Below are 21,494 nucleotides of genomic sequence, written 5' to 3'. Positions count from 1 at the left end.
TATAATCAACTATGACGACAAAAGAAATGCTCGCTTAATATTATAAGCTGAGCATTCTATTGATTATAATTAAACTTGCTTAGCCTCGCTAACAACAATAAAATTTTAGACTCTTTATTCATAATTTAAACGTTCATCTGGAGCATTCTATGGCTTATACAACTTTCTCGACAATTCCTAATGATGCAATGAAGGAACCCATGTTCTTTGGCAATCCGGTCAATGTAGCGCGTTATGACCAACAACGCTTTGCTGTATTTGAAATGTTAATTGAAAAGCAGTTATCGTTTTTCTGGCGACCAGAGGAGATTGATGTAAGCCGTGACCGTATCGATTTTTTAAACTTACCAGATCATGAGCAGCATATTTTCATCTCCAATCTAAAATACCAAACATTATTAGATTCAATTCAGGGTCGTAGCCCGAACATTGCGCTACTACCTATTGTTTCATTACCAGAACTTGAAACTTGGATTGAGACATGGTCATTTTCTGAAACAATTCACAGTCGCAGTTACACCCATATTTTACGTAATCTATTTACTGAACCGGCTGAAATTTTTGAAGATATCGTCACTAACGTAGAAATTCAAAAGCGCGCGACGGATATTTCCGGTTATTATGATGCTTTAATCCATGCTACGCAGTTTATGCAACTGCACGGATTGGAACAAACTGACATTGATTATATCAATCTGGAAAATCAAGTTGAAAAATTAAACCTGCGCGCCATTAAGAAAAAACTTTACCTTTGTATCTGCTCTGTTAATGCGTTAGAAGCCATTCGTTTTTATGTTTCTTTTGCTTGTTCATTTGCCTTTGCCGAACGTGATCTATTAGAAGGCAATGCAAAAATAATAAAATTAATTGCGCGGGACGAAGCCCTTCACCTCAATTCGACGCAACAAATTTTAAACCTTTGGGCTGATGGAAAAGATGATCCTGAAATGGCTGAGATTGCTATTGAATGTTTTGCTGAAGGGCGGGAAATATTTTTACAAGCGGCTCAGCAAGAAAAAGATTGGGCTAAGTACCTGTTTAAAGACGGATCAATGATTGGCCTAAATGAACAAATATTGTCCCAATATGTTGAATATATTGCAAATCTGCGTATGCAGGCAATTGGTTATGCCCCTGAGTTTGAAGTTAAGAGTAACCCAATTCCATGGATTAATAATTGGCTGGTAAGTGATAACGTACAGGTTGCTCCGCAAGAGACAGAAATCAGTTCCTATCTGGTAGGGCAAATTGACAGTAAAGTTGACAGTGAAGATCTCAGTACCTTTGAGTTATAAACAGCCATTATGAGTAAAAAAATAACCGTTAACGGGATTGAATATCCACTCGATACCAAAAAAACATTGCTTGAGAATTTGGAAGCTCAAGCAATTCATCAGGAATATCATTGCCGTGATGGCCATTGTGGTGTTTGCCGCTGCAGATTAATTGGCGGCAAAGTTGACTATATAAACTACCCAATGGCCTATCTTCGTGATGGCGAAGTGTTAACCTGCTGCACAAAATCCCAGCAGGATATTATCCTGGAAACCTATTAACCTCATTAATAGTGATAAAGCACCTATTTTGACTCAAAGTTGACAGGATAATTTTCACCAACTTATGGGTCTCTCCCCTTCAGTAATATGACTTTTCATCAACAGCAGATGCCCTATCCTTACCATGTTGATCTGAAAAATAATGCCGCAGTCAATAACCAGTCCCAAAAAATGTCAGTTCAGATAATTAACTTCTAATTCAATATATTGTTTTAAAATAAGCTTATCAATTAAAATACGCATACTTAAACCGGAATACACTGGCGGTTACATTAAGCTAGATTATTAAATATATTGTAATAAATCTTAGCCGTTGGCTAGATTAACTATTTTTGTCGTTTGGTAGTATTCACTGCATCATATTTTTGCAAATTTTCAACCTCTATTTCATCGAAACTAAGCTCTTTAATTAGTTTAATTAGTTTAATTAGTTTAATTAGTTTAATTAGTCAAGTCTAATAATACTAAAAACATGATAAGTAAAGTAATTAACAGTGATACCTTTCACAAATAATTAATATTTCTGAAAAATTATAGCGATCACAGATGATAACTCCCTATATAATAAAAAATAATTAAAATATATATATTAACCCTTCGATTCAAATAATAAGTGCATAACTTGAATAGGTAGAAAAAACGGTCAGCTGACTATATGCTAATCGCTTTTTCTCCGGCAAGAGATGCAACAATGAAAACATATAACCAACTGACCTACGAACAACGATGCCAGATTTATGCCTTAAAGAAAACAGGTTTGAGTCAAAATAAAATAGCAAAGTAACTAAGTGTTAGCCAATCAACGATTAGCAGGGAGTTGTCCCGTAATACAGGTAAGCGTGGTTATCGTATTCAGCAAGCTCAAATATCATCAGATAAGCGTCGATTAGCCGCTTGTAAAGCCATTAAAATGACAACAAGTCTCATTGAGTTAATTGACTCCAGAATTAAAGAAAAATGGAGTCCAGAGCAGATATCAGGCAGGCTTAGAGAGCAACAAAGCATCAATATTAGCCATGAAACCATTTATCAGCATGTTTGGTCAGATAAAAAAAGTGGCGGTAACTTATTCAAAAAATTACGTAGGAAAGGAAAAATTTACCAAACACGCAATAAAGATAAGCAAGCAGGTAGAGGGTTTATAAAGAACCGCATAAGTATTGATGAGCGCCCACAAGTTGTTGATGATAAAAGCAGAATGGGTGATTGGGAAATCGACCTGGTTATTGGCAAAGGACACAGTGGCGCGTTGGTCACTATTGTAGAGCGGAAAACTAGCTTTACGGTGTCGACACGTGTAGATGACAAATCAGCGAAAACAGTCACAGCAGCCACCATTGCTTTGTTAAAACCGTTTGAAGATTCCGTAATAACGATCACTGCGGATAATGGTAAAGAATTTGCTTATCATGAAGAAATGACTGAGAGTTTGAAATGTGATGTGTATTTTGCAGATCCTTATTGTTCGTGGCAACGAGGATTGAATGAAAACACCAATGGTCTATTACGACAATATTGGCCGAAATCAACAGACTTCAAAAAAGTATCGCAATCAGAAGTTCAAGATGTAATAGTCAAACTCAATGATAGACCAAGAAAAAAATAAATTACAAAACGCCAGCCAAATTAATGGCTGAACATAGAGTGGCTATAGCCGCTTAGTGGTTATGCACTTCAAAGTTGAATCTGCCACCTTATTACTTAGCACTGACTAAATAAACGCTATAGGCAAGTCAAACTAATGCTCATGGATTTAAATTTAATGGATTATTACACTGTTTAAGTTAGCAGCCATTGCACTTCTTAGTACGGTCTTATTAAGCTCGAATTCTTTCGCTCGCCCTAATTTTAATGACGCCTATGAAGCCGCCCAGGCTGGTGACTACACGCGTGCAGCTTCATTGTGGAGAAAATTAGCAAAGCAGGGAGATCCTGCCGCGCAATATGCTTTAGGCTGGATGTATGAAAGTGGACAAGGAGTTTTAATAGATATCAAGCAAGCTGCCAATTGGTACAAAAAATCTGCAATCCAGAATAATGTTGCAGCACAATATGTCCTGGCATCTATTTATGACAATAGTACTGAAGCGATAGCAAACCCTGAAAGCGCGGTAGTATGGTATTTAAAAGCCGCTAATCAAGGTCATGTAGATTCCCAATTTCAATTAGGTTTACACTATCAAGATGGTAACGGTGCACTGCAAAATGATCTGCAAAGTTTTCTTTGGTTTAGTAAAGCGGCTGCGCAAAGGCATCTCTCTGCACAGCTCCATTTAGGGAAAATTTACCAATCGGGTAAAGGCGTTAAACAAGATTATCAGGCAGCCATAAAATGGTATAAAGAGGCATCCTCACAAGGCAGTGCCAATGCAACTTTTTACCTTGCTCAACTGTATGAATTGGGCCGTGGCGTTGTTCAGGATAACCAACGTGCGCACTCTTTATACTTAGCATCAGCAGCAAAACATTTTGCGCCTGCAGCTTATAAATCGGGTGAATTTTACGAAAATGGTAAAGCGGGTAAAATCGATTTGAAAGAAGCGATAAAATGGTACGAAAGCGCGGCAAATAAGGGTGATAGTGCTGCACAATATAAACTTGCCAAGCTTTATCAAGGTGGCAGCGGTGTCGAGCAAAACATTCGCCTTGCGATTAATTGGTACAAGCAAGCCGCAATCAAAAATCATCCCCAAGCTTATCATCATCTTGGTCTTATTTATGAAAATGGTGAACAGGGTATAAACGTTGATAAATCTAAAGCCTTTGATTACTATCAAAAGGCTTCAGAGTTAGGGGATGTGTCCGCAAGCGCGCAGTTAGCTGCTTATTATGAGCAGGGTATAGGTGTGCCCATAGATATTGAGTACGCGCTAAAATTATATCAAGAATCCCCTGAAACTTGGGCTAAGGTTAACTATCAAAAACTATCTAAACACAGATTTTGTTTAGAAAATGCCACAACAGAGCTTTTTTCAGTGCGGATAGCCTGTACTAATAGACAGATATTATCCAAAGAAATCAAAAATAAGCAGATAACCGTTATTTCTGAAAACCCTGCCGATTGGTCAGATACGTATTTTACGGGTGCTATCGTTGAAGGAACAAGTCAGCTGGAAATAACCTATACACGTGAAGATTATTTTGCCAGCGCTCATTATACTTTTATCGGCAGAAGTGATCCTGATTTAATTACTCGTATTAAAGAGACTGTGAAACAAAAATATGGTGAACCTGATACCTCTGAAGGTGAACCTATGGAAGGCGAGGCAAGTTTTCAATGGTTATTAGAGGATGGCATTAAATTAGTAGTGCAACGAAAATGGCCAGATACAACAACCTTTCTAACTTATTCACTGCCTAAGCATATTGAGTTACTAAAAGCACAACAAAAACAATCCCCAAATAAAATCGACCTAGCCCATAATAAAGTGGGCAATAAAACAACCAAAAAAGTTGATCCTTCCTTTTTTTAACCTAATTGTTTTAACTGATGCATGTCAAAATATTGTAAAATATTATAAAATCAATTTACCACCGTTTTTTATTAAAAGGTTTTAAATGCGCAGGAAAATATAATAAAAGCAGCAATCAAGTTGAACCGCAATGTGTCATTGGCATTACTTCTCCCCTTTATCAAATGAGCTTCATATGGATTTTTCTATACTACTTTTTATTGGCACCGCCTTCACCTTCGGTATGGTGGTTAACTTTACTAGCTTACCGCCAATGGTTGGGTTTTTAATAGCGGGTTTTGTCCTTAATTTTTTCGGTTTTGAATCGAGTGAAGGGTTGGTTAGTCTGGCGAATTTAGGTGTCACCTTATTACTCTTTTCTATCGGATTAAAATTAGATATCCGCACCCTCTTTAAAAGCGAAGTTTGGGGAGGTGCGAGTATTCATCTTATCGCCAGTATTATTTTTTATACCCTGCTGCTCTTGTCCTTAAAAGTGATTGGTTTAATCTTTTTTATTGATCTCAAAATAATGGAGTTAATACTTGTCTCCTTTACATTAAGTTTTTCAAGTACCGTATTTGCGGTGAAAATTCTAGAAGAAAAAAGTGAAACAAACTCACTTTATGGCAGGATAGCAATCGGTATTTTGATTATGCAGGATATTTTTGCTGTCCTGTTTTTAACCGTTTCGATCGGGGAAATGCCATCAATTTGGGCCGTTGCATTATTAGGGTTACCCCTTATCCGCCCTCTTTTATTTAAACTATTAGATAGAGCAGGCCACGGCGAATTATTAGTATTATATGGTTTCTTTTTAGCCTTGGTTGTCGGAGCAGGTTTATTTGAATTTGCCGGCTTAAAGGCAGATTTAGGCGCGCTAATCGCAGGAATGCTACTTGCGGGACACCCCAGTGCTAAAGATATGGCCAAATCTTTATTTAATTTGAAAGAGCTGTTTTTAATCTGCTTCTTTTTGAGTATCGGCTTGGGTGGATTGCCAAATATTGATCATGTTATGGTTGCAGGCATTTTATCCATTTTGTTATTAGGAAAAATTACACTTTATTTCCTCACCTTAAGCCGATTTAAATTACGCTCACGGACTTCTCTGTTCACTTCGTTTTCATTGGCAAATTATAGTGAATTTGGCTTAATTGTCGCCGCCCTTGCCACCCATAAAGGTTGGTTATCTCAAGATTGGTTGATTATCATCGCCATTGCCGTCTCGTTTAGCTTTATTATCGCCTCGTTATTGAATAAATTTTCGGATACTATCTACAGCCGCTTTAGCCATCCTTTAAAACGTTTTCAGGCAAAACGTTTACATAAAGATGATCGCCCGGTGCGGGTGGGTGATGCACAAATATTAGTGTTAGGGATGGGTCAAATAGGGACAGGCGCCTATGAGGCGCTAAAAATAACCTACGGTGAACGGGTAATGGGGATTGACTACAATCATCAAAAAACCCTAGATCATCGCGCCCATGGAAGACGGGTGATAACCGGTGATGCGTTAGATTCAGATTTTTGGAATAAATTACAACTAACAGATAATATTAAACTTATTTTATTAGCTATGCCGGATCATAATGGTAATCGTTATGCGGCAGAGCAACTTAATAAAATTAGCAGTGCCAATTTTAAAGTCGCAGCACTTGCCCATTATAAAAGCGATCAAGCGGAATTAAATGAATTTGGTGTTAATCAAGTTTACAATATGTATGAGGAAGCAGGCTCTGGTTTTGCGCGCCATGTTTGTTCTGAATTACAGATTTCATTGCTAAAAGATCACCATAAACAAGAGTTATAATCATTCATTTGTCCAAATAGACTTATTTATAACTTATTACTGTGATTTAGTGTGACTTTTATTGATTATTCTGCAAAAATCGTCTATCAAATTATTGTTTTTTGTTTTTTCACAGTAAATGGACAAACATTAATAACTTAGCACTCGATATCTTGTAGATATCCGCTTTAAATAAAAGGTAACATTATGTGTTCTATTTTTGGTGTACTTGACATTAAAAGCGATCCGATCGCTTTACGCCAACAAGCTATTGAAATGTCTAAACTACTTCGTCACCGTGGCCCCGATTGGTCCGGTGTTTACTCGTCTGATAAAGCAATACTGGTTCATGAGCGTCTTTCCATTGTAGATGTCAATACCGGCGCACAACCGCTGTACAATCAGGATAATACACATATCCTTGCAGTGAATGGTGAAATTTATAACCACAAAGCGTTAGAAGCTGAATTAACCTGTGGTTATCAGTTTAAAACAAAATCAGACTGTGAAATTATCTTAGCTTTGTACGAAGAAAAAGGGTGTGATTTTCTGGATGATTTAAATGGTATCTTTGCTTTTTGTTTATACGATGCCAAAAAAGATAAATACCTGATTGGCCGTGATCATATGGGTATTATCCCGCTCTATATGGGCTGGGATGAACATGGCAATTTTTATGTGGCGTCAGAAATGAAAGCATTAACACCTATCTGCACAAAAATTCAGGAATTCCCAACGGGATCCTTTTTAGACAGTGAAGTGGGTGAAATTACTCAATATTACGCGCGTGACTGGATGGAATATGATGCAGTTAAAGATAACGGCGGCAGCGCGGCTGAAATTGGCGAAGCACTTGAAGCATCTGTTAAGCGTCAATTAATGTGTGATGTACCCTACGGTGTTTTACTGTCCGGTGGATTAGATTCATCTGTTATCTCGGCTATCACGCAAAAATTTGCTAAACAGCGTATTGAAGATAATGGTGAAAGCGGCGCATGGTGGCCACAACTGCACTCTTTTTCTGTCGGACTTGAAGGCTCGCCTGATTTAGCCGCCGCTGCAAAAGTAGCCAAAGAATTAGGCACTATTCACCACCCTATTATCTTTACCGTACAAAATGGTATCGATGCGTTGCGTGAAGTTATTTATCATATTGAAACTTACGATGTAACCACTATCCGCGCTGCGACACCTATGTACCTAATGGCACGTAAGATTAAGGCGATGGGCATAAAAATGGTTCTTTCAGGTGAAGGAGCTGATGAAATATTTGCCGGTTACTTGTACTTCCACAAAGCGCCAAATCCAAAAGAATTACATGAAGAATTAAACCGTAAACTCAGTAAACTGCATATGTTTGACTGTCTACGTGCTAATAAATCAATGGCGGCTTGGGGCATTGAGGCACGCGTACCTTTCTTAGATAAAGAGTTTATGGATGTCGCTATGCGTACCAATCCTGAACTTAAAATGATCAAAGATGGCCGTATTGAAAAAAACATTCTTCGTGAAGCCTTTGAAGGTCAGCTGTTAAGTGAAGTTTTATGGCGTCAAAAAGAGCAGTTCTCCGATGGTGTCGGTTACAACTGGATAGATACGTTAAAAGCGCATATTGAAACGCAAGTAACAGATCAACAATTAGAAACTGCGCAGTTCAAGTTTCCAATTAATACCCCCGATACCAAAGAAGCTTACTTCTACCGTACTATCTTTGCCGAGCACTTCCCGCTGGACAGTGCTGCAGAATGTGTACCGCACGGTAAATCAGTTGCCTGTTCAACCGTTGAAGCATTAGCCTGGGATGAGAGTTTCCAAAATAATGCAGATCCTTCTGGTCGTGCAGCAGGCATTCATAATGATGCATACAATCTTGCCTAACTAAATGTAAATGCTTAGTTAACTTTATAAAGCGTTCCGCGGAACGCTTTTTTTATACGCAGCCGAATATAAAATGTCTAAATTAAATCAGCAAACCTGCCCTTGTCAAAGTGAAAAAACATATCAACAATGTTGTTTTCCATTTCATATAAAAACCGTTAAACCTGTTACCTGCGAGCAACTGATGCGCTCCCGTTTTAGTGCCTTTGTGTATCAACTAGGTGATTATTTATATAATACTTATCATCCTGACTACCGGGGGGATTTGAGTGTTGAAGTCTTAACCGAACAAACGGTTGATTGGAAAAACTTACAAATTTTAAGCACGGCAAGTTTTTCCGATTCAGGTTACGTGGAATTTAAAGCCTGGTACTTAGATCAGGGTAAACTCTTCTGTCACCATGAACGTTCTAATTTTGTGAAAGAAAATAATGGTTGGCTTTATTGTGATGGACTTATTTATCCTGAGCAAAAATCAGGTAAGATACCACGCAATGACCCCTGTCCCTGCGGCAGCGGTAAAAAACACAAAAAGTGTTGTGCTAAATAACGCAGCGCATTAGTCACAACAAAGAAGAGATGAAAAATGGAAAAGAAAACACTACTGACGGATTGCCCTGACAGCAAAGGTCTGATTGCTCAAATCACCAATATTTGCCACAAGCATCAGTTAAATATTATTAAAAATAATGAATTTGTCGACCACCAGCATGGGCGTTTTTTTATGCGTACTGAAATTGAAGGTTATTTCAATGATCAGACGCTATTAGCCGATTTAGATTTTAGCTTACCAAAAGGCTCTCATCGGGCATTAATCTCAGCACAAAAAAAACGTATTGTCATTTTGGTCACCAAAGAAGCCCATTGTCTTGGTGATATTTTAATGAAAAGTACTTACGGTGGTCTTGATGTTGAAATTGCAGCTGTTATTGGTAATTACAATACACTCGAAGAGTTAGTGACTAAGTTTAATATCCCCTATCATACCGTCAGTCATGAAGGTTTAAATCGTGAAGAGCATGAAAAAAAAGTGCTAGAGGCTATTTCGCCCTATGCGCCTGACTATGTGATTCTGGCTAAATATATGCGCATTTTAACGCCTGAATTTGTTAAGGTTTATCAAAATAAACTGATTAATATTCATCACTCATTTCTGCCCGCGTTTATTGGTGCTAAACCCTATCAGCAAGCCTTCGATCGTGGAGTGAAAATTATTGGCGCGACGGCTCACTTTGTCAATAATGACCTTGATGAAGGACCTATTATTACTCAAGATGTAACCCACATTGATCATTCTTATACTGCTGATGATTTAGTAAAAGCAGGACGAGATGTAGAAAAATCTGTATTAAGCCGTGCATTACAGCAGGTATTAGATGACAAAATTTTTGTTTATGCTAATCGCACCGTGGTTTTTCAATAAACAAACGTTCAATCTCAGCAGCGCTAAACCTGAGCAATAATGTAAAAGGAGCCAATGTCAGTTTGGTCAATTATTCGACAGGTCATACTTTGGTCGCTCTGGGTGCTATGAGTATTTCACAGCAATCAACGGTGCAAGTCGGTCGGTTAAATTGTGCTGATAACGGCTTTTTCAAATGTTTTCCCTTGGTAAATTGGTCTAAGGATTTATCCGTTAAAATTTCTCAGTAGCACACACTTGAAAATCCCCCTGTCAATGCTGTTATTTAACAGCATTTTCCCTCCTCCCATTTATCTTTAATTTAAACACTTTTTGTTACTTATTGTACAAAACAAGAGAAATATGCAACAAGCTGATTTTATTTACTGTTTTTCTATTTCCAAGGCTTCACAAACGGTCAGTTTCTGCTATTATCCATCGCGAAATGAAGGAGGGGTTCCCGAGCGGCCAAAGGGAGCAGATTGTAAATCTGCCGCGAAAGCTTCGATGGTTCGAATCCGTCCCCCTCCACCATTTCAATCCTCTCTATTAAGTTTGTGAACACCTTCTAAAATCAATCTCACTCTAATAACAAACACGATAAAATGAAAAGATTTTTCTGTTCATTTTATCAGTCAAGAGTCATCAATCTTTTTTGTAGGCTAAAAAAAGCCCAACATGCTGAACATGATGAGCTTTTTAAAAGGGCATATCGGAAATATTATCCCTTTAATTCAGCTAACTTTAATTTGATACGTTTTTCTGAAACGGGATAAGCGGTGCCTAACTGCTGCGCAAATAAAGACACCCTTAACTCCTCCATCATCCAATAGATTTCAGCTAATTGTTCATTATCATTTTCGCTTGCAAGTAGGGTTTTACAAAGACTATGGTAACGCGTTTCTAACTCATTGAGTGCGATAGTATGCAGACGATCCTGGTTTGGATTGACAGGAAGCTTTTCTAAGCGTTTTTCCAATGCCATTAAATAACGTTTTAAATCCGTTAATTTAGCCTCTCCAACCTGACAAGCAAATCCAGGGAAAATAAGACGATTTAATTGCGCTTTAATATCTCCCTGGGCCACCAGCAGAGTTAAATCAATTTTTCCCTTGAGTTTTTTATTCACCGCATAAGCGAGGGTTAATATCTGTTCAACCAACTGCGTGATTTTTAATGTTGTGTCAGCCAATTCTGCACGTACTTTCTCTTTTTCCACTTCAAATTCAGCTTCTGTACTGGGGCTTTTTTGATCCTTTAAAATCGTATCAATAGCACAGTTAATACAATCATCAATTAACTCTTTTACTTGGCCAAAGGGATTAAAATAGAGGCCTAATTTGGCCTTATTAGGCAAACTTTTTTGCAGATATTTAATGGGTGACGGCACATTTAATAAGACTAAACGGCGCAGACCTTCGCGGCTCATTTGAGCGGCTTTTTGTTCACTGTCAAACAGTTCAATGGCAACACTTTTCTTTTTATCCACCAGTGCCGGGAAAGCTTTAACTTGATACCCGCCATGATCTTTACTAAATGACTTAGGTAATTTGCCAAAACTCCATGTCACTAAATCTGTTTTTTCAATGCCCTGCTTCGACACTTTAGACAAGGTCTCTTTTACTTTTCCTTTTAACTGATGCTGTAAAAGTGTTAAATCTGTCCCTTGATTTATGATTTTTCCCTGCTCATCAATAATATTAAATTTTATTTTAAGATGTGTTGGTAATGCCGTTATATCCCATGAATTCTCCGGAATACGTACCCCGGTCATGCGCAGCAGTTGTTTCTCAAATGCTTCAAGCAGAGGTGTTTTTAGCGGCTCCATCACGGCCAATGCGGCCTGTGCGTAATTTGGCGCGGGTACAAAATTACGACGTACTGGTTTTGGCAGAGTTTTAATCAATGCAATTAATAATTCTTCACGCAATGCGGGTATCTGCCAATCAAAACCACTGGGCTGCAGTTGATTTAATAATGCCAGCGGGATATCAACAGAGACTCCGTCCTGAGCAGTACCGGGCTCAAAAGCATAACTTAAGCGCAGCTTAAAGTTTCCCTGCTGCCAACAATCAGGGTATGCATTTTCAGTCACTTGATCTGCGCCGTGGGCCATCACTAAACTGCGTTGGTAATTTAATAAATCAGGTTGTTTTTCCTTTTCGCGATTCCACCAGCTGTCAAACTGTTTAGCACTGGCTACATCGGTTGGGATATGCTGATCATAAAAATAGTATAAAGTGTCATCATCCACCAAAATATCGCGGCGACGGGATTTATGCTCTAATTCCTCAATATCTTCAAGTAACAGTTGGTTCTCTTTAAAAAACTGATGACGAGTGACAAATTCACCTTCTACCAGCGCATGACGAATAAAGAGCTCCCGGCATAAAAGCGGATCTATTTTTGTGTAAATGACCTTACGTTTAGTAACAATCGGCACGCCGTATAGGATCTGGCTTTCAAATGCGCCAACCACCCCCAGCTTTTTCTGCCAATGCGGCTCACTGTAACTGCGTTTAATTAAGTGTTGTGCCTGCTGTTCAATCCATTCAGGTTTGATACGTGCAGCCGTTCGTCCAAACAGTTTCGCTGTTTCCACTAATTCAGCCGCCATTATCCATTTGGGCTGTTTTTTAAACAGAGCAGATCCTGGAAACAGATAGAACTTACTGTTACGCGCACCGAGGTATTCAGCTTCTTTGTCTTTAAAACCTATGTGCGATAATAACCCCCCTAATAACGCTTGATGAATAGCATCAAAATTTGACGCTTCGCTATTGATTTTAATGCCTAACTCATCAATAACCTGTTTAATTTGCGTATAGATATCCTGCCACTCGCGCACCCGCATGTAAGCCAGAAACTCTTTTTGACACATTTTACGAAAGTGACTGCTAGAAAGCTCATGACGCTGCTCTTTGATATAATCCCAAAGATTCACAAAAGCGATAAAATCGGAATTTTTGTCAACAAATCGGCGATGCTTTTCATCGGCGGCTTGTTGTTTATCCATTGGCCGTTCACGCGGATCCTGAATACTTAATGCTGCACTTATCACCATCACTTCATGCACACAACCATACTCTTGCGCCGCTAAAATCATTCGTGCCAAACGTGGATCAACGGGCAGTTTAGCTAATTGCCTGCCCAAGGGGGTAAGTTTTTTCTGCGCTTCCTGAAGGGTAAGATCAACGGCCCCTAACTCTTCTAATAAGACTAAACCATCTTTAATATTACGATCTTCAGGCGGTTGCACAAAGGGGAATTTATTAAGATCGCCGAGGCCTAACGAGAGCATCTGTAAAATAACCGATGAAAGATTGGTGCGTAGAATTTCCGGATCGGTAAACGCCGGACGGGCAAGGAAATCATCTTCACTATAAAGGCGAATACACACCCCTTCACTGACACGTCCGCAACGCCCTGTACGCTGATTTGCACTTGCTTGTGAAATAGGTTCAATTGGTAAACGTTGTACCTTAGTACGGTAACTGTAGCGACTAATACGCACTGTACCGGTATCAATAACATATTTAATACCTGGGATCGTAAGGGAGGTCTCTGCCACGTTAGTTGCTAACACAATACGCTGGCCTTGATGCGGTTGGAAAATACGATTCTGCTCGGCAACACTTAACCGCGCAAACAGCGGTAATACTTCAGTATCACGTAAATTACGGCGGTTTAGTGCGTCGCTTGTATCTCGAATTTCTCGTTCACCATTCATAAAGATCAGAATATCACCACGCCCTAAGCGCTGTAACTCATCGACTGCGTTAAAGATACCTTCAATTTGATCACCCCCCGCATAATCTTCTAACGGACGATATAAGGTTTCAACGGGAAAAGTACGGCCGGAGACTTCAATGATCGGCGCTTTTTTACCACGGGCAGAGATAAAATGGTTGGAAAAGCGTTCGGGATCAATAGTCGCAGAAGTGATAATAACTTTAAGATCCGGACGGCGCGGTAATAAACGTTTCAGATAACCTAATAAAAAATCGATGTTCAGACTGCGCTCATGGGCTTCATCGATAATAATAGTGTCATATTTACTTAAAAAACGATCGTTTTGAATTTCAGCCAATAAAATACCGTCGGTCATTAACTTAATATAAGACCGTTCGCTGACTTTATCCGTAAAACGTACCCGGTAACCGACCGTTTCACCCACAATAGAATCAAGCTCTTCAGCAATACGGTTGGCCACTGTACGTGCCGCAATTCGCCTGGGCTGCGTGTGGCCGATCAGGCCCGACACACCACGACCTAGCTCTAAACAAATTTTAGGGATCTGAGTGGTTTTACCCGATCCAGTTTCCCCGGCAATAATAACCACTTGGTTATCACGAATAGTAGCCAAAATATCATCTTTCTTCTGGCTCACGGGTAAGTTTGGCGGGTAACTCACTTTAGGTAAATTGAGTAGTCGCAAGGCGCGTACATCGATTGATGACTGAATATCGCAGGCTACTTTAACCAGAGCATGCTCTACTTTTTCAGCTGTTTTTTGTTTTTTAGCTGCATCAATACGACGCGCCAAAGCAAATTGGTCTTGGTATAAAGCCTGGGAGAGATGTTTTTTTAAAGTAGCAGCAGAAATGGTCAAAAGAAATACCTAACAAGAATCAAAAAACAGATCCTAGCAAGGTGCATACAATAAAGACAGCAGTGCTTTATCTTATACTCAAACTATTTAAGAATTCAGCTTCAAATAGTTTGGGTATATACCCATGTTACTTCAAAATGCTTTGTCAGGCGCGAGATCGGAAACCAGTGCAAGACGCAACATGAGGTAATGGTTATTCCCTTTGCGATTGGTGCAACGCAGCGCTGGTTTTCGAACTTGCGCCCCGTAGGGCAAGAAAAATGGTACCAATCTACGTTGTTATAAAATCTCTCTGTAGAATAACTATACTTCAATTTTATGCCTTGCATCTCAGCACAATTTTCCTTGCTGACTTTGCATCTTGAAGTATCATGGGTATAAGTACACACGAGGGCCGCTATTACTGCAACTTTGGTCCCCCTTCAGGAAAATTATCGATTTTTCAAAAATCAAATAGTCTATTGACTATCACTAATCGATTCCCAGATACTTATGCATCTGCACCGATAAACGCCAGTTACGTTCGATACAGACCTGACTGCATAAAAGCGTCGCTTTTACCTTTTGCGAAATTGGCTGTAAACAGATAACTTTATCTTCTATCGATTTAAGATTTTCCAATAATGCATCTAACTGTTCGATATCTTTTTCAGTACCAACAGGATGTTTAATTTCATCGGCACGTTCAAGAGCCGATTGCAAAACAACTTTACCTGCGCGCATATTAACCTTTGGAGAGAGAGTCACCCAGGTCGGCGGCGCAACTAAAACAGGATAAGTGCCACTGGTTTCGATCTGAGTTTTAAAGTCAAACTCATGCAGTACAGTGGTTAACTCTCGCAAGTCTGCAAGACAAGGTTCGCCACCGGTGATCACCACTAAATTAGCGCTATATCCAAGACGTTTAATTTCAGCAACTATCTCCCGCGCGTTAACATTTGCCCAACGTGTTGATTCATTACTGCTGCCGGTTAATAAAATCAGTTCTGTCTGTTTATCTGGGTTTATTTCCCAAGTATGTTTAGTATCGCACCAGGCACAACCTACATCACACCCCTGTAAACGTAGAAAAATAGCAGGTACACCGGTATTAAAACCTTCTCCCTGAATAGTTTGAAATAATTCGTTTACTTTATAGTTTTGATTCATTGCTTTATTATGCTCGATTGGTAGCAGGATCTTGTCAGTGTAACGCAATAAGTAAGTGAACATATTTAAAACTTAATTTTTATATAGAACAAAAAGATAACAATAAAATTCAAAGGGTTCAAAAACTTATGTATTATTACTCAGGATCCGCTTTATATGTAAATCAATTGGGAAAAATGCCTTATGTCTAAAAAAGTTGTCGTAATTTACTCTGGAGGCATGGATTCTTTCACCGTATTACACAAAGCCATGCAACAAGGTTTAACCCCTTATGCTTTAACATTTGATTATGGGCAGCGCCATATTAAAGAGATTGAAGTGGCGCGAGAGGTCTGTGAAGAATTAGGAGTCCACCACAAAGTTATTGATATTTCAGCCATTAACCAGTTAATTGGCGGTTCTTCATTAACCGACAGCAGCATTGATGTTGCGCAGGGCCATTACCAACAGGAAAGCATGAAATCCACGGTAGTCCCCAACCGTAATATGATTTTATTATCTTTGGCTATTGGTTACGCCGTTTCACTCGGTGCCGAACAGGTTTATTACGGTGCACATTCGGGGGATCATGAAATTTATCCCGATTGCAGGCCAATTTTTGTTGAAAAAATGAATGACGTCGCTGCCGTGGCTAATTATGAAAAAGTAGAAATTTTTTCGCCCTATTTAAACAATAACAAAAGCGGTATTTTAAAAGATGGACTGGCAATGGGTCTTGATTATAGTAAAACCTGGACCTGTTATAACGGCAGAGAGAAAGCCTGTGGCAAATGCGGATCCTGCGTTGAACGCCTAGAAGCCTTTGCCGCTAACGGCCTTAAGGATCCCATTGCATATGAAGACACTTAATTACACCCTCGCTGATGCCAATATAATTAAAGGCATTATAATGATCCCAGTAAATATGAAAGCACAATAATATGCCTGTGCTGTCCAGCACTTAAAAGCCTTAGCAGTGATCATATTAACAACCCAATTGGGCATAGAATAAAATTTAGCGTCTGTTTACCTTTCGTCTACACATGTTGCTCAATCTAAAAACGTTCTGCGCTGGGCACCGGCAAAGAGACTGTATTATTCAATATAAACTTTGATCAGCGCAGCGCAGAACACTTTTATACCAAGACACATAAATATCAGCTCAATCCTGCCGCTTTAAATAAACGCCTTGCCAATATTTTTTAACCTAAAGAATAGCTAAGTACAGATATTGAATAATAATAATTAATAGCCATAATTTTTATTACTCTATAAAAATTCCAAAATAACAATATGTTGGAAATTGGTTAAGATTTTTACTAAATCTATCAATATGGGAAGTACTATGAATAAATTAAATATAAAGAGACGTATTGTGTTAACCGGTGGCCCCGGAGGTGGGAAAACAACGGCTCTGGATCTGTTTCGACGTGAATTAAAAGGAAAAATCGTCTCGGTGCCTGAAGCTGCGACGATGATATTTAGTGGTGGTATTGATCGCTCCTTCGTAACAGAAGTAGCCTGCGCACAGCAAGTCGCCATCTTTAATTTACAAAGGCACTTAGAAGATATTCAGCGAAAAACGACCCCAGATGGCCTTATCCTGTGCGACAGGGGTTGTTTAGATGGACTTGCCTATTGGCCACATTCAGAAGAAGACTTTTTTAAAACAATGAATACTTCATTGAATTTTGAATTAAGTCGCTATGATGCGGTCATTTTTTTTGAAACGGCTGCGAAGTCAGGTCAAGAAATCAAAAGTAATAACCCGGTCAGAAATGAATCAGCTCAAAAAGCAATTATTCTGGATCAAAAACTACAGCAGATATGGTCCCAACATCCCAATTTCAATTTAGTTTCTAGCTCAGAATCTTTCATTAAAAAGATTATGTTTGGCATTACGACCATTGAGGATGTAATCGATAAAATATAAACCGCCCATAACACTCTTAGCAGACGGTATGAACGTCAGAATGTGCCTACAACCCGCACTTTGTTCATTTTATTATTCAATAGCATGAGTAATAAAGGTTTTTACTGTATTATTATTTTTCACAGATACGCTGAAGGTCGGAGTAATAAAATGTGGTACGAGCAACCTTTTTTATCAATCTGAGAGGTCTAAACTGGATGAAATATTTACCACTAAGCAGATAGTTAAAATTACCTTGCTGTTTATAGCTATTCAGAATCAACCTGAAATCCTTGATATAATGATAATCTTTTGAGCAGTGCAGTAATGACACTGTTTGCTTATCGTCCACATAATATGTTTCTTTAAGACTTAAATTAAAAGCTAAAACGGTAATCCTCTAAATCATCCTCTACCACAAGGTCTTCTTCAATTGCCCGTTGCCATGCCTCAGAATAATATTCCTCATCTGAAGGTTCATGGTCTAGCTCGACGAAACTTATTTCGTAGGATGCCACTATGCGCTCACCATCATTTTCAATGATTGAAACTTTCATCATTATTCTCCTTCGTTGCCCATAAAGTGATACAGATTAAAAAATACTGGCGGCAACAGCGCCTGTCCTTATGCGCAAAACTAACAATACGGCAACAGCGCCTATCTTTTTGTGCAGATTGACAATGCGCCATCAATACCTATCCTTGTGCACAGACTAACTCTGTTGCCGTAAAATACTTACTCTTAAAGAGGCACAACGTTATTGGCACAGGGTCCCTTCTGACCTTCCCCAACTTCATATTCAACTTTCTGGCCTTCGTTGAGAGTCGCATACCCTCCCGTTTTAATTTGAGAATGGTGTACAAACAAGTCGTTTCCCCCTTCCTCTGGTGTAATGAAACCAAAACCTTTATCTGCATTAAACCACTTAACTGTCCCAATACTCATAACGTAGATCCTCTTTTATATCTTACCTCGGCCTTTCTACCATAATAAAAATTCACATAGGCAAAGCCAGTAATATAGTATTTATTTAAATAGCAACAAATTTGACTGCATGTTTGCCAGCAATACCAATCTATATCATTAAATAACCCAAAATGCTTGACAAAATGGATGATAACAAAGTGTTTGATCGACCAATATTTTGCTCTATTGGAATTGAAATAACCTTGTCAATAACATTGTCAATAACATTGTTATTATCTGCTTTAACCAGCATAGTTGATTAGATATTTATACAGATCAGTATCATTCAACCTGACACAATAAATTGTAGTTCATCATCAGCAAAATAAGCCAAAAAACACTAAAAAATTACGCTTAAAAATAGAGATGGAATTGATTTTGCAGCGAATAACAGGTAACAGCTTAAAGATAAAGTTGCCCCCTAGCCAGGTAACTAAGAATAGTTTAAAAACAGTTACTTTTATGCTGTCTCTTAGGGGAAATGAGGATAGAGGGTAATGATCAGGTCAAGCAATTTTATTTCACCTGTTCAGTAAAAAACCGAGTTAAACTGGGCTAATCTTAAAGTTAGCACGGCTATTCATAATATTTTACATTTCAGGCCACACAACAGTCTTAGCGGTTTGCGCATAAATATAATTGGCAAATCCTTTGATTTTTCCAATGCTATCAGTTGCGGCGTGAAATTAAGAAGATTAGATCAAATAATGACCGCGAGCAGCTGGGACGGCTTGGTGACATAACACGATTTACTTATCAAGCCGTTGTTTATCAAGTTATTGTTTATCAAGCCAATGTTATAGCACTTTATTAATAAGCAGGGCTTTATTTTTTCGCATGCGCAAATAACCTAAAAAAGTTAGCCGTTGTCACTGCAGCCAACTCTTCTAATGTGACCCCTTTTAAGGCTGCAACAAATTTAGCAACATCGCGCGTATAAGCAGGCTCATTTTCCTGCCCCCGATGCGGAACAGGCGCTAAATAGGGGGAATCAGTTTCAACTAATAATCGCTCCAATGGAATTTCTTTAATCACAGCTTGTAACTCCTTTGCATTTTTAAAGGTAACAATCCCTGAAACAGAAATATAAAAGCCCATCTCCATTGCCGCTTGGGCCATTTCTAGGGATTCCGTAAAACAATGCAGAACACCGCCAACCTGCTCAGCGCCCTCGCTACGCAAAATTTCTAAGGTCGCTTCACGCGCATCACGGGTATGCACTATTATCGGTTTGTTAACTATTTTTGCCACGCGAATCTGGCTTCTAAAAGAAGCTTCCTGCTCGGCTTTATTTTCTGGCGAATAGAAAAAATCCAGGCCCATCTCACCTATCGCAACGACTTTTTCCTGTCGTGCATATTCAAGTAAAAGGTCCTCATTAAGCACTTCATCCTGATAAAGCGGATGCACACCACAGGAGCTGAATATCTCCTGAAATGGCGCAATTAATTCAGCCATTGCAGGATAATCTTTTAAGGTCACGCAGACACTTAACAGGTGGTCTATCCCCTGTTCTTTGGCTTTATTAACCACGTCAGATAAATCTTTATGCTTATTTTTGTAATCTAAACGATCCAGATGACAGTGCGAATCTACTAACATTTTAATTCCTTAACTTACCTATTCTGCAAAAGTTGTTAACGCCTATTTACGCTGGCGTTAAACTCAAAGTACCTGCTTATTCACTATCAATTTCACGCGAGGATTAAGCTCAAAGCAGCTGCTTGTTCACTATCAATATTGCTGATTAAACAACCCAGTAATGATCATTTAAATTCATTTTTTATTTTGATTAACAGGGCATTAATCAAAAGTTCTTTTTTTAATGCCGAATGCTCAACTAACAGATTACGCGTTTGCAATAATTCGTCGCATAAAAAACGTAAACTTTTTAAGCTTATTCGATTTTTCCAAATCTGTAATTGTGGATAAGCAAATCCATACACGGCATCGCTTTCTAATTGAATTTCGTTGCCGGCAATACACTCGGCTAATTTTAGCTTGTGTAAATCATGTAAAAGATAGAAAAGTAATAACAAACGTTGTTCCGCCTGTTCCGCCAGAAACACACTAAAGGTAAATAAAGTTTCCGGGTGACTGAGCAAATAAAACAACCCCTCGACACACTCTCGGCGTTCATCATCCCCTGTTTCTGCCCGCACGCTCTGCAAGTGACTTAATAAAGCAAAAGGACTATTTTGATAGAGGCGCAATAAACCTATATCTTGAATATTAAATCCCTGCAAAGCAAGCCAAGCGAACAACTCGGTATCTTCCGGCGTATGTAAATGAGTATGCTGAACACGGCTTAATAAGGTCGGCATAAGTTGGTGATGGCTGCGCGTAAGCAGAATCAAGTAACTATTACCCTGTGGCTCTTCCAGAGTTTTAAGTAATGCATTGGCTGCTGCCGTGGTTAATAAGTTGGCATTTTTAATAATAACCACTTTATTATCCCCTAAATGGGGACGCTCATTAAGCTTAGCAATTAAGTTTCTTACCTGTTCAATACCAATCGATTTATTAGTTTCATTTTGTAATAGATGAAAGTCTAAATGATTTTGCGCCTCAAAAAGCTGACAGGAATGGCAATGTCCACAGGACGCAGCTTGTTTATTGGAGCATAAAAGGTACTTGGCAAGGTGCTTTCCAAGTTCAAACTTACCAATTCCCGCACAACCTGTAAATAATAAAGCATGCGCAAATCGACCCGCCTGAAAAGTGTTTATTAATTGCTTAAATACCGGCGTTAACCAGGGAGTAACGACGGATTTTTTGCTGTTTTCCAAGGTCAT

At 38.9% G+C, this 21,494-nt stretch carries 15 protein-coding genes, 1 tRNA gene and 1 pseudogene; 11 read left to right on the top strand and 6 right to left on the bottom strand.

Annotation, left to right across the window (positions count from 1 at the left end):
* Nucleotides 1-149: 149 nt before the first annotated feature.
* The 9 genes and pseudogenes from nrdB (at nt 150) to PING_RS05840 (ending at nt 10,614) form a co-directional block, all read left to right on the top strand.
* A complete protein-coding gene (gene nrdB / locus PING_RS05880) occupies nt 150-1,295 on the top strand; it encodes a class Ia ribonucleoside-diphosphate reductase subunit beta (RefSeq protein WP_011769510.1) in 1,146 nt (381 codons plus the stop codon).
* A 9-nt stretch (nt 1,296-1,304) separates the two neighbouring features.
* Entirely contained in the window at nt 1,305-1,556 is a 252-nt protein-coding gene (yfaE, locus tag PING_RS05875) for a class I ribonucleotide reductase maintenance protein YfaE (protein WP_011769509.1), read from the top strand.
* A gap of 691 nt (nt 1,557-2,247) precedes the next feature.
* Nucleotides 2,248-3,218: pseudogene (locus PING_RS05870) on the top strand (IS30 family transposase).
* A 239-nt stretch (nt 3,219-3,457) separates the two neighbouring features.
* Nucleotides 3,458-5,029 (top strand): SEL1-like repeat protein, encoded by a 1,572-nt coding sequence (locus tag PING_RS05865; RefSeq protein ID WP_011769508.1) that lies wholly within the window; start codon nt 3,458-3,460, stop codon nt 5,027-5,029.
* A 175-nt stretch (nt 5,030-5,204) separates the two neighbouring features.
* The gene (locus PING_RS05860) at nt 5,205-6,821 is read left to right on the top strand and encodes a cation:proton antiporter domain-containing protein (protein WP_041766022.1); all 1,617 of its coding nucleotides are present in this window, start codon (nt 5,205-5,207) and stop codon (nt 6,819-6,821) included.
* A 186-nt stretch (nt 6,822-7,007) separates the two neighbouring features.
* Nucleotides 7,008-8,678, top strand: a complete 1,671-nt coding sequence (gene asnB / locus PING_RS05855) for an asparagine synthase B (protein WP_011769506.1) — start codon at nt 7,008-7,010, stop codon at nt 8,676-8,678.
* A gap of 73 nt (nt 8,679-8,751) precedes the next feature.
* On the top strand, nt 8,752-9,228 hold the full coding sequence (locus PING_RS05850) for a YchJ family protein (protein WP_011769505.1): 477 nt from the start codon (nt 8,752-8,754) through the stop codon (nt 9,226-9,228).
* A gap of 36 nt (nt 9,229-9,264) precedes the next feature.
* Nucleotides 9,265-10,101, top strand: a complete 837-nt coding sequence (gene purU / locus PING_RS05845; protein ID WP_011769504.1) for a formyltetrahydrofolate deformylase — start codon at nt 9,265-9,267, stop codon at nt 10,099-10,101.
* A gap of 429 nt (nt 10,102-10,530) precedes the next feature.
* A tRNA-Tyr gene (locus tag PING_RS05840) sits at nt 10,531-10,614 on the top strand.
* Between the two features lie 187 nt (nt 10,615-10,801).
* On the opposite strand, the gene hrpA is transcribed toward PING_RS05840, so the two are convergent.
* Together hrpA and queE are read right to left on the bottom strand one after the other, a co-directional pair.
* On the bottom strand, nt 10,802-14,692 hold the full coding sequence (hrpA, locus tag PING_RS05835; protein ID WP_011769503.1) for an ATP-dependent RNA helicase HrpA: 3,891 nt from the start codon (nt 14,690-14,692) through the stop codon (nt 10,802-10,804).
* Nucleotides 14,693-15,163: 471 nt separating this feature from the next.
* On the bottom strand, nt 15,164-15,841 hold the full coding sequence (gene queE, locus PING_RS05830) for a 7-carboxy-7-deazaguanine synthase QueE (protein WP_041766954.1): 678 nt from the start codon (nt 15,839-15,841) through the stop codon (nt 15,164-15,166).
* Between the two features lie 183 nt (nt 15,842-16,024).
* Between queE and queC the strand changes: the two genes are divergently transcribed.
* The gene (gene queC, locus PING_RS05825; RefSeq protein WP_011769501.1) at nt 16,025-16,690 is read left to right on the top strand and encodes a 7-cyano-7-deazaguanine synthase QueC; all 666 of its coding nucleotides are present in this window, start codon (nt 16,025-16,027) and stop codon (nt 16,688-16,690) included.
* Between the two features lie 475 nt (nt 16,691-17,165).
* Complete coding sequence (locus PING_RS05820) at nt 17,166-17,753, top strand: AAA family ATPase (protein WP_011769500.1); 588 nt, start codon at nt 17,166-17,168, stop codon at nt 17,751-17,753.
* 356 nt (nt 17,754-18,109) lie between these two features.
* Here PING_RS05820 and PING_RS05815 read toward each other — a convergent pair whose 3' ends face one another.
* The 4 genes from PING_RS05815 to holB form a co-directional block, all read right to left on the bottom strand.
* Nucleotides 18,110-18,292 carry a hypothetical protein gene (locus PING_RS05815; RefSeq protein ID WP_157035308.1) on the bottom strand — a complete coding sequence of 61 codons (183 nt, stop codon included), beginning with the start codon at nt 18,290-18,292 and terminating at the stop codon, nt 18,110-18,112.
* Between the two features lie 182 nt (nt 18,293-18,474).
* Nucleotides 18,475-18,678 carry a cold-shock protein gene (locus PING_RS05810; RefSeq protein ID WP_011769499.1) on the bottom strand — a complete coding sequence of 68 codons (204 nt, stop codon included), beginning with the start codon at nt 18,676-18,678 and terminating at the stop codon, nt 18,475-18,477.
* 846 nt (nt 18,679-19,524) lie between these two features.
* On the bottom strand, nt 19,525-20,301 hold the full coding sequence (locus PING_RS05805; RefSeq protein WP_011769498.1) for a TatD family hydrolase: 777 nt from the start codon (nt 20,299-20,301) through the stop codon (nt 19,525-19,527).
* Nucleotides 20,302-20,465: 164 nt separating this feature from the next.
* Nucleotides 20,466-21,494: a DNA polymerase III subunit delta' gene (gene holB, locus PING_RS19385; RefSeq protein WP_011769497.1), complete on the bottom strand. Its 1,029-nt coding sequence runs from the start codon at nt 21,492-21,494 to the stop codon at nt 20,466-20,468.

The sequence above is a fragment of the Psychromonas ingrahamii 37 genome, from assembly GCF_000015285.1.
In the GTDB taxonomy this organism is placed as follows: Bacteria; Pseudomonadota; Gammaproteobacteria; order Enterobacterales; family Psychromonadaceae; genus Psychromonas; species Psychromonas ingrahamii.
This window is presented reverse-complemented; position numbering and strand designations above follow the sequence as displayed.

Excerpts from the sequence above, each read along its gene's own strand:
- purU (WP_011769504.1), top strand. The coding sequence starts at position 9,265 with ATGGAAAAGAAAACACTACTGACGGATTGCCCTGACAGCAAAGGTCTG.
- PING_RS05860 (WP_041766022.1), top strand. The coding sequence starts at position 5,205 with ATGGATTTTTCTATACTACTTTTTATTGGCACCGCCTTCACCTTCGGT.
- queC (WP_011769501.1), top strand. The coding sequence starts at position 16,025 with ATGTCTAAAAAAGTTGTCGTAATTTACTCTGGAGGCATGGATTCTTTC.
- PING_RS05810 (WP_011769499.1), bottom strand. The coding sequence starts at position 18,678 with ATGAGTATTGGGACAGTTAAGTGGTTTAATGCAGATAAAGGTTTTGGT.
- PING_RS05850 (WP_011769505.1), top strand. The coding sequence starts at position 8,752 with ATGTCTAAATTAAATCAGCAAACCTGCCCTTGTCAAAGTGAAAAAACA.
- asnB (WP_011769506.1), top strand. The coding sequence starts at position 7,008 with ATGTGTTCTATTTTTGGTGTACTTGACATTAAAAGCGATCCGATCGCT.
- nrdB (WP_011769510.1), top strand. The coding sequence starts at position 150 with ATGGCTTATACAACTTTCTCGACAATTCCTAATGATGCAATGAAGGAA.
- queE (WP_041766954.1), bottom strand. The coding sequence starts at position 15,841 with ATGAATCAAAACTATAAAGTAAACGAATTATTTCAAACTATTCAGGGA.
- yfaE (WP_011769509.1), top strand. The coding sequence starts at position 1,305 with ATGAGTAAAAAAATAACCGTTAACGGGATTGAATATCCACTCGATACC.
- PING_RS05805 (WP_011769498.1), bottom strand. The coding sequence starts at position 20,301 with ATGTTAGTAGATTCGCACTGTCATCTGGATCGTTTAGATTACAAAAAT.
- PING_RS05815 (WP_157035308.1), bottom strand. The coding sequence starts at position 18,292 with ATGATGAAAGTTTCAATCATTGAAAATGATGGTGAGCGCATAGTGGCA.
- PING_RS05820 (WP_011769500.1), top strand. The coding sequence starts at position 17,166 with ATGAATAAATTAAATATAAAGAGACGTATTGTGTTAACCGGTGGCCCC.
- holB (WP_011769497.1), bottom strand. The coding sequence starts at position 21,494 with ATGACCTTGGAAAACAGCAAAAAATCCGTCGTTACTCCCTGGTTAACG.